At 73.4% G+C, this 13980-nt stretch carries 16 protein-coding genes and 2 pseudogenes; 7 read left to right on the forward strand and 11 right to left on the reverse strand.

The window, feature by feature from the left end; all coding sequences use genetic code 11:
• Positions 1-66: 66 nt before the first annotated feature.
• Complete coding sequence (locus BLV05_RS05705) at positions 67-750, forward strand: YceI family protein (RefSeq protein ID WP_046766992.1); 684 nt, start codon at positions 67-69, stop codon at positions 748-750.
• A gap of 54 nt (positions 751-804) precedes the next feature.
• Here BLV05_RS05705 and BLV05_RS05710 read toward each other — a convergent pair whose 3' ends face one another.
• From BLV05_RS05710 to BLV05_RS05720, 3 genes are all read right to left on the reverse strand, one after another.
• Positions 805-1815, reverse strand: a complete 1011-nt coding sequence (locus BLV05_RS05710; RefSeq protein ID WP_407929302.1) for an LppM family (lipo)protein — start codon at positions 1813-1815, stop codon at positions 805-807.
• Positions 1816-1893: 78 nt separating this feature from the next.
• The gene (locus BLV05_RS05715) at positions 1894-2346 is read right to left on the reverse strand and encodes a peroxiredoxin (protein WP_046766990.1); all 453 of its coding nucleotides are present in this window, start codon (positions 2344-2346) and stop codon (positions 1894-1896) included.
• A gap of 24 nt (positions 2347-2370) precedes the next feature.
• Entirely contained in the window at positions 2371-2922 is a 552-nt protein-coding gene (locus BLV05_RS05720) for a PH domain-containing protein (protein ID WP_046766989.1), read from the reverse strand.
• Positions 2923-3015: 93 nt separating this feature from the next.
• Here BLV05_RS05720 and BLV05_RS05725 point away from each other — a divergent pair, with 93 nt between their 5' ends.
• On the forward strand, positions 3016-3963 hold the full coding sequence (locus BLV05_RS05725; RefSeq protein ID WP_046766988.1) for a hypothetical protein: 948 nt from the start codon (positions 3016-3018) through the stop codon (positions 3961-3963).
• A gap of 25 nt (positions 3964-3988) precedes the next feature.
• Here BLV05_RS05725 and BLV05_RS05730 read toward each other — a convergent pair.
• Both BLV05_RS05730 and BLV05_RS05735 read right to left on the reverse strand, forming a co-directional pair.
• Positions 3989-4975 (reverse strand): annotated as a pseudogene (locus BLV05_RS05730) (aldo/keto reductase).
• Positions 4976-5008: 33 nt separating this feature from the next.
• A complete protein-coding gene (locus BLV05_RS05735) occupies positions 5009-5500 on the reverse strand; it encodes a glutathione peroxidase (RefSeq protein ID WP_046766987.1) in 492 nt (163 codons plus the stop codon).
• 91 nt (positions 5501-5591) lie between these two features.
• Here BLV05_RS05735 and BLV05_RS05740 point away from each other — a divergent pair, with 91 nt between their 5' ends.
• Positions 5592-6080, forward strand: a complete 489-nt coding sequence (locus BLV05_RS05740; protein ID WP_046766986.1) for a GNAT family N-acetyltransferase — start codon at positions 5592-5594, stop codon at positions 6078-6080.
• 5 nt (positions 6081-6085) lie between these two features.
• Here the strand turns inward: BLV05_RS05740 and BLV05_RS36430 are convergent, their stop codons facing one another.
• On the reverse strand, positions 6086-6241 hold the full coding sequence (locus BLV05_RS36430) for a DUF6131 family protein (protein WP_169790489.1): 156 nt from the start codon (positions 6239-6241) through the stop codon (positions 6086-6088).
• A gap of 81 nt (positions 6242-6322) precedes the next feature.
• Entirely contained in the window at positions 6323-7237 is a 915-nt protein-coding gene (locus tag BLV05_RS05745; RefSeq protein WP_160312712.1) for a DNA polymerase beta superfamily protein, read from the reverse strand.
• A gap of 114 nt (positions 7238-7351) precedes the next feature.
• Between BLV05_RS05745 and BLV05_RS05750 the strand changes: the two are divergent.
• A pseudogene (locus BLV05_RS05750) lies at positions 7352-8025 on the forward strand (O-methyltransferase).
• Positions 8026-8040: 15 nt separating this feature from the next.
• On the opposite strand, the gene BLV05_RS05755 reads toward BLV05_RS05750, so the two are convergent.
• Positions 8041-8991 (reverse strand): helix-turn-helix transcriptional regulator, encoded by a 951-nt coding sequence (locus BLV05_RS05755; RefSeq protein WP_172860605.1) that lies wholly within the window; start codon positions 8989-8991, stop codon positions 8041-8043.
• Between the two features lie 74 nt (positions 8992-9065).
• On the opposite strand from BLV05_RS05755, the gene BLV05_RS05760 reads away from it, so the two are divergent.
• Positions 9066-10055 carry an ATP-binding cassette domain-containing protein gene (locus tag BLV05_RS05760; protein WP_046766984.1) on the forward strand — a complete coding sequence of 330 codons (990 nt, stop codon included), beginning with the start codon at positions 9066-9068 and terminating at the stop codon, positions 10053-10055.
• Positions 10052-10804, forward strand: coding sequence for an ABC transporter permease (locus BLV05_RS05765; RefSeq protein WP_046766983.1), 753 nt, complete (start codon positions 10052-10054; stop codon positions 10802-10804). The genes BLV05_RS05760 and BLV05_RS05765 overlap by 4 nt, the downstream gene beginning before the upstream one ends.
• A 69-nt stretch (positions 10805-10873) precedes the next feature.
• Here BLV05_RS05765 and BLV05_RS05770 read toward each other — a convergent pair whose 3' ends face one another.
• The 3 genes from BLV05_RS05770 to BLV05_RS05780 form a co-directional block, all read right to left on the reverse strand.
• Positions 10874-11293, reverse strand: a complete 420-nt coding sequence (locus tag BLV05_RS05770) for a PIN domain-containing protein (protein ID WP_046766982.1) — start codon at positions 11291-11293, stop codon at positions 10874-10876.
• On the reverse strand, positions 11290-11511 hold the full coding sequence (locus BLV05_RS05775; protein WP_046766981.1) for a type II toxin-antitoxin system VapB family antitoxin: 222 nt from the start codon (positions 11509-11511) through the stop codon (positions 11290-11292). The genes BLV05_RS05770 and BLV05_RS05775 overlap by 4 nt, the downstream gene beginning before the upstream one ends.
• An 83-nt stretch (positions 11512-11594) precedes the next feature.
• Positions 11595-12947, reverse strand: coding sequence for an FAD-binding oxidoreductase (locus tag BLV05_RS05780; protein WP_046766980.1), 1353 nt, complete (start codon positions 12945-12947; stop codon positions 11595-11597).
• Between the two features lie 87 nt (positions 12948-13034).
• Between BLV05_RS05780 and BLV05_RS05785 the strand changes: the two genes are divergently transcribed.
• Positions 13035-13913 carry a LysR family transcriptional regulator gene (locus BLV05_RS05785; RefSeq protein WP_046766979.1) on the forward strand — a complete coding sequence of 293 codons (879 nt, stop codon included), beginning with the start codon at positions 13035-13037 and terminating at the stop codon, positions 13911-13913.
• The last annotated feature ends 67 nt before the right edge of the window (positions 13914-13980 follow it).

Consider the following 13980-nt stretch of genomic DNA (forward strand, 5'->3'; position numbering starts at 1 on the left):
CACCATCCCCGTCGCCGAGTTCCTCGTACTACTAGCAGGTACACACACTGCCTGGAGGTCGACCGGATGTCTCTGTTCACCCGCCGCCGCGTAGTCATCGGCGTCAGCGCCTTGGCCGCGCTCGTGCTGGTCGTCGTCGGCGGGACGTATCTCTACATCAACGTCTTCAGCGACGACGCGCCCGAGCCGCTGGCGTTGGAGACGTCGCCGCCGCCCGCGTCCGGTGGCAGCGGCGACCTCACGGGCACGTGGACGGTGGCCGGCGGGTCCGAGGCCGGCTACCGCGTCGACGAGGTGCTCAACGGCCAGGACAACACCGTCGTCGGCCGCACGAGCGACGTCACCGGCCAGATCACGGTGGCCGGTGGCGAGGCGACCGACGGCGAGATCACCGTCGACATGACCACCATCACCACCGACAGCGGCAGCCGCGACGGCCAGTTCCGCGGCCCGATCATGCAGACCGACGAGTTCCCCACCTCGACGTTCACGCTCACGTCGCCGGTGCCGCTGGACGGTCTCGACGGCGGCCCGATCAGCGTCACGGCGACCGGCGACCTGACGGTGCGCGACGTCACCCACTCGATCGAGGTGCAGCTCGACGTGCAGCGCTCCGGCGACGGCGTCCAGGTGGCCGGCTCGGGCGAGATCCAGTTCGCCGACTTCGAGGTCGACCCGCCCGACCTCGGCTTCGTCCGGGTCGAGGACAGCGGCACGGTGGAGTTCCTGCTGACGCTCAGCCAGGGGTGAGAGGGGCGACGCCGGCCGCACCGCGCGATGCGGTCCGGCCGGCGTCGTTGTGGGTCAGCGCGGCGGCGCCGGCGGCTCCGGCTGATCGCCCTCGGCCGGCCGCTCCGGCTCGGCCTGCTCCGTGACGGGCTCGGTGACGGGTTCGGCCTGCTCCGTGACCGGCTCGGCCTGGGCCGTCGCCGGCTCGTCCGGCTGGACGGGGAGCGGGGTGGTCGGCTGCGCCGGCGCGTCCGCACCACTCGGCGGCGCGAACGGGCTGGCCGCCGGCGCGACCCCGGCGTCCGGAACGGACGGCGCCGCCTCCGGACCGGGACCGGGCGGCGGCGGTGGGACTGCGCCGACGGTCGCCGCCTCGGCGGGCGGAGCCTGGTTGCGGTTGCGTGACAGGAAGAACAGCAGCGCCGCGAGGCCCAGGACGACGACCACGATGAGGATCCAGATCCACACCGGGACGCCGTCGCCGCCCCCGCCGCCGGAGTCGGCGGACCGCGCGCTGATCTCGTTGGCCTCGCCCGGCGTCGGGGTCCAGGTGACGGTGGTGCCGTCGAGGTCGCCGTTGTGGTCGGTGACCTCCCCCGGGAACGTGATGGCGACGCTCATCTCGAGCGACTCCATCAGCTGGTCCATGTCGCCCAGCGGCATCTCCTCGCCGCCCAGCTCGCCCAGCTGGCCGGCCATGTCCTCGGGGTTGATGTCGGTCATGTCGAGGGTGCCGGTGACGACGATCTCCTCGCCCTCGTGGGTGATGCTGAAGTCCTGCTCCTCGGAGAACTCCGACAGCGGGACGTCCTCGAAGGTGTAGCGCTGGCCGACGAACTGGTCGTCCTCGTACTCCTCGACCTCCGTGCCTTCGGGGAGGTCCTCCATCTCGCCGAAGAGCGCGTCGGGGTCCTCGCCCATCGACTCGGCCATCGCGGACACGTCGCGGCTGAGGGCGAGGATCATCTCGCCGCCGACGGTGTCGTTCTCGGACACATCGAGCTGCATATCGACTTTGAAGCACCCGGTCAGCAACAGCGCCGACGCCGCCACTGCCAGGGCACGTACAGGTCGCGTTCGATTCATGGGCCGCAGCCTGGCACAACGATCACCGTTTCGGCACCTCCGGACGGGACCGGGATTCCGGGCGACGGTGATCGGCGCTCAGGCGGCGGCGCGCAGGATGTCCAGCGCGCTGTCGGCGTGCTTCTCCATGGCCAGCTCGCTGCGGACCACGCCCAGCAGGCGGGAGTCGGCGCCGATGACGAACGTCTGCCGCTTCACCGGGATCGCGCCGATGCGCCGCTTGACGCCGAACTGCGCCGCCACCGTGCGATCGGGGTCGCTGAGCAGCGGGAACCCGAGGTCGTTGCCGGCGTCGAAGGCCTGCTGCCGCTCGACGGCGTCGGCGCTGATGCCGACCGGCTGGGCGCCGGCGGCGGCGAACTCGGCCGAGAGGTCGCGGAAGTGGCAGGCCTCGGCCGTGCAGCCACGGCTCATCGCGGCGGGATAGAAGAACAGCACCACCGCGCCGGTGGCCAGCAACTCACTGAGCCGGCGCGGCGTGCCGGACTGGTCGGGCAGGACGAAATCGTCGACGACGTCTCCGACATCCATGCCTCCATCCTGCCACCGCCCCGATCAGGCGGTGACGGCCGCCAGGACCAGCAGCACCAGCGACGCCGCGAGCACCGCGACGCTCGCGACCGCCGGCGTCGCCGTCACCCCGCCCGACGGCTCGGACCGGCGCGCCTCCCAGCGCTGCCGCACCGCCAGCAGGGCCGGCGCCGGACGTCGTCCAGCCTGGGCGACGGCGTCGCGCTCCAGCACGCCGCCGGGGGTGACGTGCCGGTCGTAGAGGGCCGACATCGACGCCGGACCGGGCGCCGCGACGGCCCGGCACGCGACGTCGCCCGCGCGCAGCAGCAGCGACCAGCCGAACGTCGCCTCGTCGAGTGCGGACCAGCCGATCCGCACGTCGCGCAGCGGGTTGCGGACGGTGACGGCCGCGTCGTCGATGACCACCGCCGGCCGCCAGCACAGCACCCAGAACAGCCCGCTCGCCGCCGCGGCGAACAACAGGCCGGGGCCGCCCGGCGGCCACGTCGCCACCAGCCAGCCCAGTGCGGCGGCCCAGCCGGTAACCGCGACCGCCCGGGCCAGCGCGTGCCGCAGCACCACCGTGTTCGTCACGGGACGATCGTGGCATATCACCTGGAGCAACCGTTCTGACCGGCCGATGCGTCATCCTCTATATGCGTCGGCGATACAGGGTGGGGTGAGGGGATGCGGCTGCGGTCCGGTGCGGCCCTCGTCCTCGTGCTGCTCACCTGCTGCGGCGCGGCGGCCCAGATCGCCGGGCCGTCCGGCGCGAAGGCCGGCGAGGCGCCGCCGGCCACCCGCGTCTGCGACCTGATCAGCGCCGACGAGGTCCACTCCATCTACACCGGCCGGCGGATCGTGCTCACCGACTACGCCGGCCCGGTCGGTGACCCGTCGTTCGACAGCTGCCAGATCACCGTCGACCACGGCACCACCACCGGCCCGCAGATCCCGTTCCAGCTCCAGGTCTCCATCGACCCGGTGACGCCGGCCGAGCACCGGGAGCTGCTGGACGGGTACGCCGCCGACGGCCGGGGCCCGGCCACCGAGGTGCCCGGCCTGGGCGACGCGGCGCACTACGTCGGGGCGGGCCTCATGCAGGTCTACGACTCCGGCCGGCTGGTGCGCGTGCAGGGCGGCGGCGACCAGAACGCCGTCCGGCTGGCCGAGCTGGTGCTGCCGCGGCTGCCGGACCTCGCGCCGGCGCCGGAGCTGGGCACCGAGCCGGCCTGCGACGCCGTCACCGCGCAGGCCGAGGCGGTGCTGGGCACGCCGGCCGAGGAGCGCCGCGACCGCCAGACCGTCGACGAGCTGCGGTGCGAGTGGGCGGCCGGTCCCGACGTCCTGTCCGCGACGATCCGCGGTTACGGCGACGAAGTGGGCCGCATGTGGGCGGCGGAGCAGCCGGGCGCCGCGGCGATCGACGTCGGCGGGCTGCACGACAACGGCGTGTACCTGCCGACCGGCGGCGTCTACTTCTGGATGGGCCACCAGCAGGTCAGCATGTACGTCCGGCACCGGCCGCACGTGCCCGCCGACGACCGCGAGGCGCTGGTCAGGCTGGCCGGAGCGTTCGCCCCGACGCTGCTCGACGTCGCACCGCGCATCGCTCCGCCGCAGGCGCGCCTCTAGACCCCTTCGGCGCCGCCGCGGTGGATCACCAGCGGTCGTGCACCAGCGGCCGGATGCGCTCGGCGTAGACGCGCCCGATGGCCGCCGCCGTCGACGCGTCGAGCGGGGCGAGTCCGGCGGCGGCCGCGTTGGCGACGGCCTGTTCCGGGCCGCGGGCGCCGGGGATGACGACGGAGACGCCCGGCTGGTCGAGGATCCAGCGCAGCGCGAGCTGCGCCGTGCTGACGTCCGGCGGGGTCAGCGCCGCGATCTCGCGGGCGGCTCGACGCCGACCTCGAACGGGACGCCCGAGAACGTCTCGCCGACGTCGAACGCCTCGCCGGCGCGGTTGAAGGTGCGGTGGTCGTTCGGCCCGAACGTCGTCGACGCGTCGTAGCGGCCGGACAGCAGCCCGCTGGCCAGCGGCACCCGGGCGATGATGCCGACGCCGGCCGCGGCGGCCGCCGGGAGCACCTCGTCGATCGGCTTCTGGCGGAAGCAGTTGAGGATGATCTGGATGGTGGCCACCCCGGGCCGGCGCAGCGCGGCCAGCGCCTCGTCGCAGGTCTCGACGCTGACGCCGTAGGCCGCGGACCCGCTTCTCCTCGACCAGCGTGCCCAGCGCGTCGAAGACGGCGTCGCGCGAGTACACCTCGGGCGGTGGGCAGTGCAGCTGGACGAGGTCGAGCGTGTCGACGCCAAGGTTCTCGCGGCTGCGGTCGGTCCAGGCGCGGAACGCGTCGAGCGTGTACGCGCCGGCCACGTGCGGGTTCGCGCGGCGGCCCAGCTTGGTCGCGACGGTGAGCCCGGCGTCCGGACGGCGACGCAGCAGCTCACCGACGAACCGCTCGCTGCGGCCGTCGCCGTACACGTCGGCGGTGTCGACGAACGTCACCCCGGCGTCGACCGCCGCCTCCAGCGCGGCCAGCGCGGCGTCGTCGACGACGGTGCCCCAGTCGGCGCCGATCTGCCACGCCCCGAACCCGACCACGCCGACCGGCCGGCCGGTCCGTCCCAGCTCTCTCGTCTCCACCATCAACCTCTCATGTCTCGGGCGGAGCCTAGATCAGCGCGGCAGGTGCGCCTCGACGGCCCCGACCAACTCGTCCGACTCCGGCAGCACGCCGGGGCGGAACCGGCCGAGCACGGCGCCGTCGGCGGAGACCAGGAACTTCTCGAAGTTCCACTGGACGTCGCCGGCCTCGCCCTCAGCGTCGGCGACCTGGGTCAGCTCGGCGTACAGCGGCTGCTGGGTCGGGCCGTTGACGTCGGCCTTCTCGAACAGCGGGAAGGTGACGCCGTACGTGGTGGAGCAGAACTCCTGGATCTCCTCGGCGGTGCCGGGCTCCTGGCCGCCGAACTGGTTGCACGGGAAGCCGAGCACGGTGAACCCGCGATCGGCGTAGCGCTCCTGCAGCCGCTCGAGGCCCTCGTACTGCGGGGTCAGGCCGCACTTCGACGCGACGTTGACCAGCAGCAGGAGCGTGCCCTTGCGGTCCGCGAGCGAAGCGTCGGCGCCGTCGATGGTATGCAGTGGAATGTCGTACAGGCTGGTCAACGCGGGCTCCTCACGCCGGGCGGGTAGCTGCCCCTCGGAATGCAACCACACCGCCACCGCGGTTCTTCCGGACGGGTCGCATACTCGGCTGATGGAGATCCGCGACGCCCGGGCCGGCGACTGGCCGGCGATCTGGCCGATCCTGCAGGGGATCGTCGCCGCGGGCGAGACCTACACGCTGCCGCGCGACCTCGACGCCGAGACGGGCCGGCGCATCTGGCTGCTGGACCCGCCGGACCGCACGGTCGTCGCGGTCGATGACGACGGGACGGTGCTCGGCTCGGCGAAGATGAACCGGAACCACCTGGGACCGGCGTCGCACATCGCCAGCGCCAGCTTCATCGTGGCGCCGGAGCACTCCGGCCGGGGCGTCGGCCGCGCCCTCGGCGAGCACGTCCTCGACTGGGCCCGCGCCGCGGGGTACCGCGCGATGCAGTTCAACGCGGTGGTCGAGACGAACACCCGAGCGATCGCACTGTGGCGATCGCTCGGGTTCGAGGTCGTCGGGACGCTACCGGAGGGCTACCTGCACCCGGTGCACGGCTACGTCGGGCTGCACATCATGCACCGCCGCCTCTAGCGGCCCTACCAGTAGTGCCGGCGGCCGGCCAGCGGGCGGCCGGCGGCGCCCGCGACGTACAACACCGCTCCGACGATCAGCAGGATGATGCCGATGGTCGTCAGGATGCCGACGCTCGTGAACAACCCGATCAGCAGTAGTACGACACCCAGGATGATCATCCCAGCTCCTTTGCCCCTTATTGGACTTTCGTGACGCACCGGTACATACCCGGCACGTCACCGTCCAATCGGGCGCGGGAGCTAGGAGGCCGGCTCGAGGTCGCGGCGGCGCAGGTCGCTGAGCCAGGCGTCCACCCGCCCGGTGTCGGGGCCGGGCGACAGGAACGACGCCGCGGCCGCCTCGTCCAGCTGCTGCTGCAGCTCCATCCGGTAGGCGTCGATCTGCTCCCAGGGCAGCGCGCCGGCCCGGACGGTGGCCAGCCGCTCGCGGTGCTCGTCGGACGCGACGCCGACGTCGCCGGTGCGCAGCAGCGCCTGCCCCTCGACCAGCAGGCGCAGCAGGTCGGCCGCGGCGGCCGCCTGCTCGACGTCGGGCCCGTCGTCGCCGGCCAGCCGGGTGAAGCCGGCCAGCACGTGGTCGGCGTAGGCGGCGGAGATGGTCTGCGACAGGAAGGCCGGGCGCAGGTCCAGCAGCTCCTGCCCGACCGCGCCGACCCACACCCGGCGCGGCGACCACAGCAGCTCCAGGCAGACCGGGTCGGCGTCGAGGGCCAGCCGGCAGAACCGCTCGACCTCCCACGACAGCCACGACGGACCCGGCCCGGCGACCTGCTCAGGCGGCTTGCGCAGTGACCAGAACGCCGCCGTGGGCGCCTGGTAGACGGCGCGCACCGTCAGCTCGGCGCCCGGGTCGGCGAGCGGTTCGCCGACGGCGGCGGCGTACAGCGTGCGCGCGACGACCAGGTCGTCCGGCGCCGCGGCGCGGACCGGCTCGGGCAGCTCGGACGGCGGGTCGGCGAGCGTGCTCAGCTGGTCGGGACCCGCCTCGACCACCTGACCGTCGGCCAGGGCGATGGTGTACGTGCCGTCGGCCTCGCGGACGACGCGACCGGCGAGGCCGCGGCCGGTCCCCGGGACGGCGGCATCGGCCGGCGTGCCGTGGACGACGACCTGCATGCCGACCGGGACTCGCGCAGGGGCGCTCAGGCGAGACATGCTGACCATTCTCGCCCGCCACCTGTGCGCCCGTCCGACGATCCATCGGGTTTCAACCGTTTGGACCGGAACCTTTGCATCGGCAGGTATCAGAACCGCCGGTAGGTTGAGGGCATGAGCGAGCAGCAGTGGACCGCGGTCGACCAGTATCTCGTCGAGCACCTGCTCGCCCCCGACCCCGTGCTCGACGACGCGCTGGGCGCCAGCGACGCGGCCGGGCTGCCGGCCATCAACGTCGCACCCAACCAGGGCAAGTTCCTGCACTTGCTGACGCAGATCGCGGGGGCCCGGCGGGTGCTCGAGATCGGCACGCTGGGCGGCTACAGCAGCATCTGGCTGGCCCGGGCGCTGCCCGCCGACGGCCGGCTGATCACGCTCGAGGCCGACCCGCCCACGCCGAGGTCGCCACGGCCAACCTCGCCCGGGCCGGGCTGAGCGACCGCGTCGACGTGCGGGTCGGCAAGGCGCTGGACACCCTCCCGCAGCTGCAGGCCGAGGGCGCCGGGCCGTTCGACCTCGTCTTCATCGACGCCGACAAGCAGAGCAACGCCGACTACGTGGGCTGGGCGCTGCGGCTGGCGCGACGCGGCACCGTCATCGTCGTCGACAATGCCGTGCGCGCGGGCCGGGTGGTCGACGCCGATACGGGCGACGCGGCCGTCGACGGCACCCGCCGGCTGTACGAGTACGTCGCCGCCGAGCCACGGCTCACCGCGACCGCCGTCCAGACCGTCGGCACCAAGGGCTACGACGGCTTCCTGCTCGCCGTCGTGACCGCCGACGTCTGAGGGCGGCGCGGGGCGCTACGCGGACCGGAGGAACCGCTCGCCCATCTCGCGCAGATAGTCGCTCAGCTCGGCCGGCTCGACGACGTCGAACTCGGCACCGATGGCGCCCAGCGCCAGCGCCGGCCAGTCCAGCGAGTCGACGTTCATGGTGAGCCGGCAGGAGCCGTCGTCGATGGCCTCGACCGTCCCCCAGCCCCACATCTGCGCGTTCACGTCGCCGACCGGCGCCCGCACGTCGACGACCACGTGGTAGCGGTTCGGGATGGCGGCCAGGCGCTCGTGCACGAACGTCGCGGCGTCGCCGGCCGGCAGCTCCCGCGGCCGGAACCGGGCACCGGTCGCGACCGGCTCGGTCAGCCGGTCGACCCGGAACGTGCGCCAGTCGTGCCGCTCGACGTCCCAGGCGACGAGGTACCAGCGGCGCCCGCGCGACACCAGCCGGTACGGCTCGACCAGCCGGCCGGTCGCCGTGCCGTCGCGTGAGGTGTAGCGGAACCGCAGCCGCTCGTCGTCGCGGCAGGCCTGGGCGATGACCGTCAGGGCGTCGGAGTCGACTCGCGGGCCGTAGCCGGGGATCGTCGGGACGGTGTACGTGTGCAGCGCGTCGACCCGGCGGCGCAGCCGCGGCGGCAGCACCTGCACCACCTTCGTCAGCGCCCGAACCGACGTCTCCTCGATGCCGCCGACGCCACCGCCGGCGGCCGTGCGCAGGCTGACCGCGATGGCCACCGCCTCCTCGTCGTCGAGCAGCAACGGCGGCAGCGCGGCGCCGGCCTGCAGCTGGTAGCCGCCGGCGACGCCGCGGTTCGCGTCGACCGGATAGCCGAGCTCGCGCAGCCGGTCGACGTCGCGGCGCAGCGTGCGCGGACTGACGCCGAGCCGGTCGGCCAGTTCCTCCCCCGGCCAGTACCGATGCGTCTGCAGCAGGGACAGCAGCCGGAGCATCCGAGCACTCGTGTTCGCCATGAATCCAGAGTCCTCGCTATTGAGGTCAGAAAGTGGCCTGAATGCACTTTAGCGTAGTCCACATGACCACCACGATGATCCAGACCAAGGGTCTGACCAGGCACTTCACCGTCAAGAAGGATACGGTCGAAGCCGTACGCGGGCTCGACCTGCGGGTCGCGGAGGGCGAGCTGGTCGCCCTGCTCGGGCCGAACGGCGCCGGGAAGTCGACGACGTTGCGCATGCTGACGACGCTGATCCCGCCGACCTCCGGCACCGCGACCGTCGCCGGCTACGACGTCGTCGCGCAGCAGCGCGAGGTGCGCCGGGTCATCGGCTACATCGGCCAGGGCAACGGCGCGGCGCACGCCCAGCGCGGCCGCGACGAGCTGGTCAGCCAGGGCCGGGCGTACGGCATGAGCGTGCGCGACGCGAAGGAGCGGGCGGCCGAGCTGATCGCATCGCTGGACCTCGCTGCCGTCGCGGACCGGCCGGTGTCGTCGCTGTCGGGCGGGCAGAAGCGGCGGCTGGACATCGCGATGGGCCTCATCCACGCGCCGCGGCTGCTGTTCCTCGACGAGCCGTCCACCGGGCTGGACCCGCAGAACCGGGCCAACCTGCAGGAGCACATCCTAAAGCTGCGCGCCGAGCACGGCACGACGATCGTGCTGACGACGCACTACCTCGACGAGGCCGACGCGATGGCCGAGCGGGTCATCGTCATCGACCACGGCACCGTCATCGCCGACGACAGCCCGGCCCGGCTCAAGGCCGACCACTCGGGCGACCTGATCACGCTCGGCTTCGGGTCCGTCTCGGACGCGGTGCGGGCGGCCGCGCGTCTGGACGCACTCGAGGGCGCGGCCGTGACCGCGAGCGGCGCGACGGTCGAGGTGCGGGCCGAGGGCGGGCCGCGGCTCGTCCCGGGCATCATCCGCGACCTCGACGCCACCGGCATCGCCGTCGAGTCCACCGCCGTCAACCGGCCCACTCTCGACGACGTGTTCCTCAACCTCACCGGTCGCAGCCTCCGCGAGGGTGGCACCGCGACCGACACCGTCTCCGCCGAGGAGGTCGCAGCATGAGCAGCACGACCGTGATAACCGACACCGTCACCGTCTTCAGCCGCGAGCTGCGGCCCGTCCTGCGCGACCCGTTCTCGGTCGTGTTCAGCATGATCCAGCCGCTGGTGTTCCTCGGGCTGTTCGCGCCGCTGCTCCCCGAGGTCGAGGGCGGCTCCGCGCTGCAGTGGTTCGTGCCCGGCATCGTGGTGATGTCGTGCCTGTTCAGCACCTCGTTCACCGGGTCGAACCTGCTGTTCGAGATCCAGACCGGCGCGCACGAGCGCATGCTGGTCACGCCGCTTCGGCGGCCGGCGCTGATCGTCGGCCGGGCCCTGAAGGAGATCGTCCCGATGATCGTGCAGACGGCGATCATCGTCGCGGTCTGCACCCCGTTCGGCTTCGACCTGCACCTCGGCGGCGTCGTGGTCGGCGTGCTGATCCTGTCGGTCATGGCGGTGGGACTGGGCGCGCTGTCGTACACGCTGGCGCTGGCGTCGAAGAACACCGAGTGGCTGTTCTGGACTGTGCAGCAGACGGTGCTGTTCCCGCTGTTGCTGCTGGCCGGCATCCTGCTCCCGGTCGACGACGGGCCCGGCTGGCTGCGGGCGCTGTCCAGCGCGAACCCGCTGACCTACGTCGTCGACGCGGAACGGGCCCTCTTCAACGGCGAGTTCCCGGCGTCGACCGTGCTGTCCGCCGTGGTCGCCTCGGTCGCCGTCGCGGTCCTCGGCCTGGCGGTCGGCACCCGGGCGATGCGCCGCTCGTCCTAGCCCTCACCCCATGGGGTCATCGGGGCCGGCCGCCGACGTGCGGCCGGCCCGATGTCGCGCGAGACCGGCTCAGCGCGGCGGGACCTGCCTGACCCGGCGCTCGCGCACGTCCGGCAGGTGCTGCGCCGCCGCGACGAAGTCACCGTCGTCGTGCAGGACAGTCAGACTGTGATGCGCGGCCGTGGCGCAGACCAGCAGGTCGACGATCGAGAGCGCCTGGTGCATGCCCTTGCGCAGCAGCCTGTACTGCGCGGACTCGATCCAGCGCCATGCGTCCTTGGGCACGGAGACGTCGGGATAGAGCGCGTCGAACATGGCCGACATCTGGTCGTATTCGTCGATGTCGCGCGCCGAGCGGCGGAACTCGGATCGCTGCGGCGGGCAGGAGCCGACCGCACCGGCACTGATGACTTCGCCCCAGGCTGCGCGCAACTCGTCAGAACGCAGGATGCGCCAGAGCGCGGAGGAGTCGATAAGGTACCTGATCAACTACCGGGTTCCCTGTCGGCCTGGCGACGACGCTCCCAGCCTTCGTAGTCCCAGGCCTGCGACAACGTCGCGAAGGTCTCGAGGGCTTCGATGCGCCGGTGGCGGGCCGCGTACTCGCGAAGTGCGGTGTTCACGGTCTCCTTCTTGGTCTTCGCGCCCGACAGCCGCATGGCCTCCGCCAGGACGTCGTCGTCGATATCGATCTGAGTCACGGACATGACGCACCCCCGATGTGGCCGATGTACAAAGACTCTACATCACAGCAACATTCAGCCGTGTCGGCGGCGCCTGGCGGCTTCGCTCAGGTCACGGACAAGTGCGGGGCGGGGAACACGCCGCCGGGGTCGCGGTCGCGCTTGATCGCCGCCAGCCGGGCCAGGGTCTGCGGCGGGAAGGCCTCGCCGGCCAGTGCGGCCGCCGCCGGGCCGCCGAGGAAGTTGAGGAACGGCAGGCCGGTGCTCCACGGCCGGAGCCGGTCCAGCAGCGCCGCCGCTGCCGCCGGGTCCATCGCGACGGTGGCCAGGCTGAACTCGGCGTCGTGGTGGTCGAGGGCGCGCGGGTGTTCCGGCGGCCGGGCCAGCGCCCCGCCGAGCCTCCGCACGTCGGCCACGATCACGCCGCCCGGCGCGGCCGGCCCGGCCACCTCGACCAGGGCGTCCACGGCCGCGGCGTCGAGCGAACGGAGCATGAGCGAGCGCTCGTCGTAGCCGATCGGCTCGGTCGGGTCGTTGTAGACGGCCGCGATGTCGGCCGACGACATCGGCGCGACGGTGTCGGCCACCAGCGGCCCGAGCTCGCGCAGCGGCCGCACCAGGGCCGCGCCCTCGTCCGGGGAGCCGGCGAACGCGATGCGGACGTGCGCCGTCAGCCGGCCGCGCAACGGCTCCGGCACGACCGGCAGGTCCGGGAGCCGCACGAAGGCCAGGGCGGTGTTCATCGCGTCCGGCAGGTCGGCGGACCAGTCGCGCCAGGCGTGCGCCACCGCCGCCGCACGGTCAGCCGCGAAGATCAGACCGCCGCCGTACAGCTCCGGCAGCGCGACCAGCTCGATCTCGGCCGCGGTGACGATGCCGAAGCCGCCCTTGCCGCCGCGCAGCGCCCAGAACAGGTCGGCATGGCTGTCCGGTGAGACGGTGACCAGGTCGCCGCCCGCGGTGACGACCTCCAGGCGACGGACCCGGTCGGCGGCCCAGCCGAACGTCCGCCCGAGCACCGGCAGACCACCGCCGAGCAGGTACGAGACCGCTCCGACCAGCGGCGACGATCCGTTGAGGGGCGCCAGCCCGGCGGCCGCGGCCGGCTCGATGACCTGGTGCCAGCGCACCCCGGCCTCGACCCGGACCAGGCGGGCGCCGGCGTCGAGCCGCACGCCGTCCAGTCGCCGCGTTCTCACCAGCACGCCGCCGTCCAGCGGGGCGCCGGCGCCGTGGCCGGTGGCCTGGGCGGTGACCTGCAGGCCCTGGCCGGCGGCGAACCGCACCGCCGAGGCGACGTCGGCGGCCGACGCCGCGACGACGACCAGGGCGGGCCGGTGGTCGACGGCGAGGTTGAAGCCGGACCGCTCGCGGTCGTAGCCGTCGTCGCCGGGCAGGAGGACGGGTCCGTCGATGCGGCGCGCGAGGTCGGCGACCGCCGGGAGATCTGTGGTGTCCATTCCTCGATCCCACCCGAGCCGTCGAGCCCGGACCAGGCCGAAGCCGCACGTACAGTTATCACCAACAGTGATCAATCGGGGAGGTCCGTGGAGCTGCGCCAGCTCGCGTACTTCGTCGCCGTCGCCGACGAGGGCGGGTTCGCGCGCGCCGCCGAGGCCCTGCACGTCGGCCAGCCCGCCGTCAGCCAGCAGCTGCGCCGGCTCGAGCGCGAGCTCGGCGTGGTGCTGTTCGACCGGACGACGCGGCGGGTCCGGCTCACCGCCGAGGGCGACCGGCTGCTGCCGGAGGCGCGGGCCGTCCTCGCCGCGGCGGAACGCACCCGCCGCCTGGCCGCCGAGCTCGCCGGCGCCGGTTCGCTGCGGCTCGGGACCAGCCCGGCGCCCGGCCGGCGGCTGCCGACGCTGCTCGCGGCCCTCGCCGAGCGGGCGCCGGAGCTGCGGGTCCGGCTGAGCACGGTGAAGCTGGCCGACCGGCTCGCGTCCGTGCGGTCCGGCGTGCTGGACGCCGCCCTCGTCCGCGACGTCACCGACGCACCGGACCTGGAGCTGCTCGCGCTCTGGACCGAGCCGGTCGTCGTGGCGCTGCCGGCCGGGCATCCGCTCACGGCCCACGAGACGGTGCGGCTGAGCCACCTGGGCGACCTGCCGGTCCGGCTGGCCGATCCACGCGCCAACCCGCCGTTCCATGCGCTGGTGACCGCCGCCTTCCGCGCCGCCGGCATCGACCCGCCGGCCGGCCCGCCGTTCACGTCGCTGCGCGAGACGCTCGCCGACCTCGCGCACGCCGCGCCGTCATGGACGCCGTTCTACGAGGTCGGGCCGCCACCGCCGATGCCCGGCGTCGCCTACCGCCGGCTCGGCTCGCTGGTCTCGACGACGTATCTCGCGGTCCGCGCCGACCCGCCGCCGGCCGCGATCAGGCAGCTGCTGGCCGCCGCCCGCGACATCGAAGGGCCGTCCGTCTGACGCGGCTGTCACACCGCGGGCCGGTGGCCGGTCTTCCGGAACGTCGGGCACCTCCGGCTCGACGCCA

This window comes from Jiangella alkaliphila, assembly GCF_900105925.1.
Classification (GTDB): Bacteria; Actinomycetota; Actinomycetes; order Jiangellales; family Jiangellaceae; genus Jiangella; species Jiangella alkaliphila.

What these genes read in the sequence shown, in the direction of transcription:
- BLV05_RS36430 (WP_169790489.1), bottom strand. Translation starts at nt 6,241, where the DNA reads ATGATCATCCTGGGTGTCGTACTACTGCTGATCGGGTTGTTCACGAGC.
- BLV05_RS05765 (WP_046766983.1), top strand. Translation starts at nt 10,052, where the DNA reads ATGAGCAGCACGACCGTGATAACCGACACCGTCACCGTCTTCAGCCGC.
- BLV05_RS05780 (WP_046766980.1), bottom strand. Translation starts at nt 12,947, where the DNA reads ATGGACACCACAGATCTCCCGGCGGTCGCCGACCTCGCGCGCCGCATC.
- BLV05_RS05705 (WP_046766992.1), top strand. Translation starts at nt 67, where the DNA reads ATGTCTCTGTTCACCCGCCGCCGCGTAGTCATCGGCGTCAGCGCCTTG.
- BLV05_RS05710 (WP_407929302.1), bottom strand. Translation starts at nt 1,815, where the DNA reads ATGAATCGAACGCGACCTGTACGTGCCCTGGCAGTGGCGGCGTCGGCG.
- BLV05_RS05725 (WP_046766988.1), top strand. Translation starts at nt 3,016, where the DNA reads ATGCGGCTGCGGTCCGGTGCGGCCCTCGTCCTCGTGCTGCTCACCTGC.
- BLV05_RS05760 (WP_046766984.1), top strand. Translation starts at nt 9,066, where the DNA reads ATGATCCAGACCAAGGGTCTGACCAGGCACTTCACCGTCAAGAAGGAT.
- BLV05_RS05715 (WP_046766990.1), bottom strand. Translation starts at nt 2,346, where the DNA reads ATGGATGTCGGAGACGTCGTCGACGATTTCGTCCTGCCCGACCAGTCC.
- BLV05_RS05775 (WP_046766981.1), bottom strand. Translation starts at nt 11,511, where the DNA reads ATGTCCGTGACTCAGATCGATATCGACGACGACGTCCTGGCGGAGGCC.
- BLV05_RS05755 (WP_172860605.1), bottom strand. Translation starts at nt 8,991, where the DNA reads ATGGCGAACACGAGTGCTCGGATGCTCCGGCTGCTGTCCCTGCTGCAG.
- BLV05_RS05740 (WP_046766986.1), top strand. Translation starts at nt 5,592, where the DNA reads ATGGAGATCCGCGACGCCCGGGCCGGCGACTGGCCGGCGATCTGGCCG.
- BLV05_RS05745 (WP_160312712.1), bottom strand. Translation starts at nt 7,237, where the DNA reads ATGTCTCGCCTGAGCGCCCCTGCGCGAGTCCCGGTCGGCATGCAGGTC.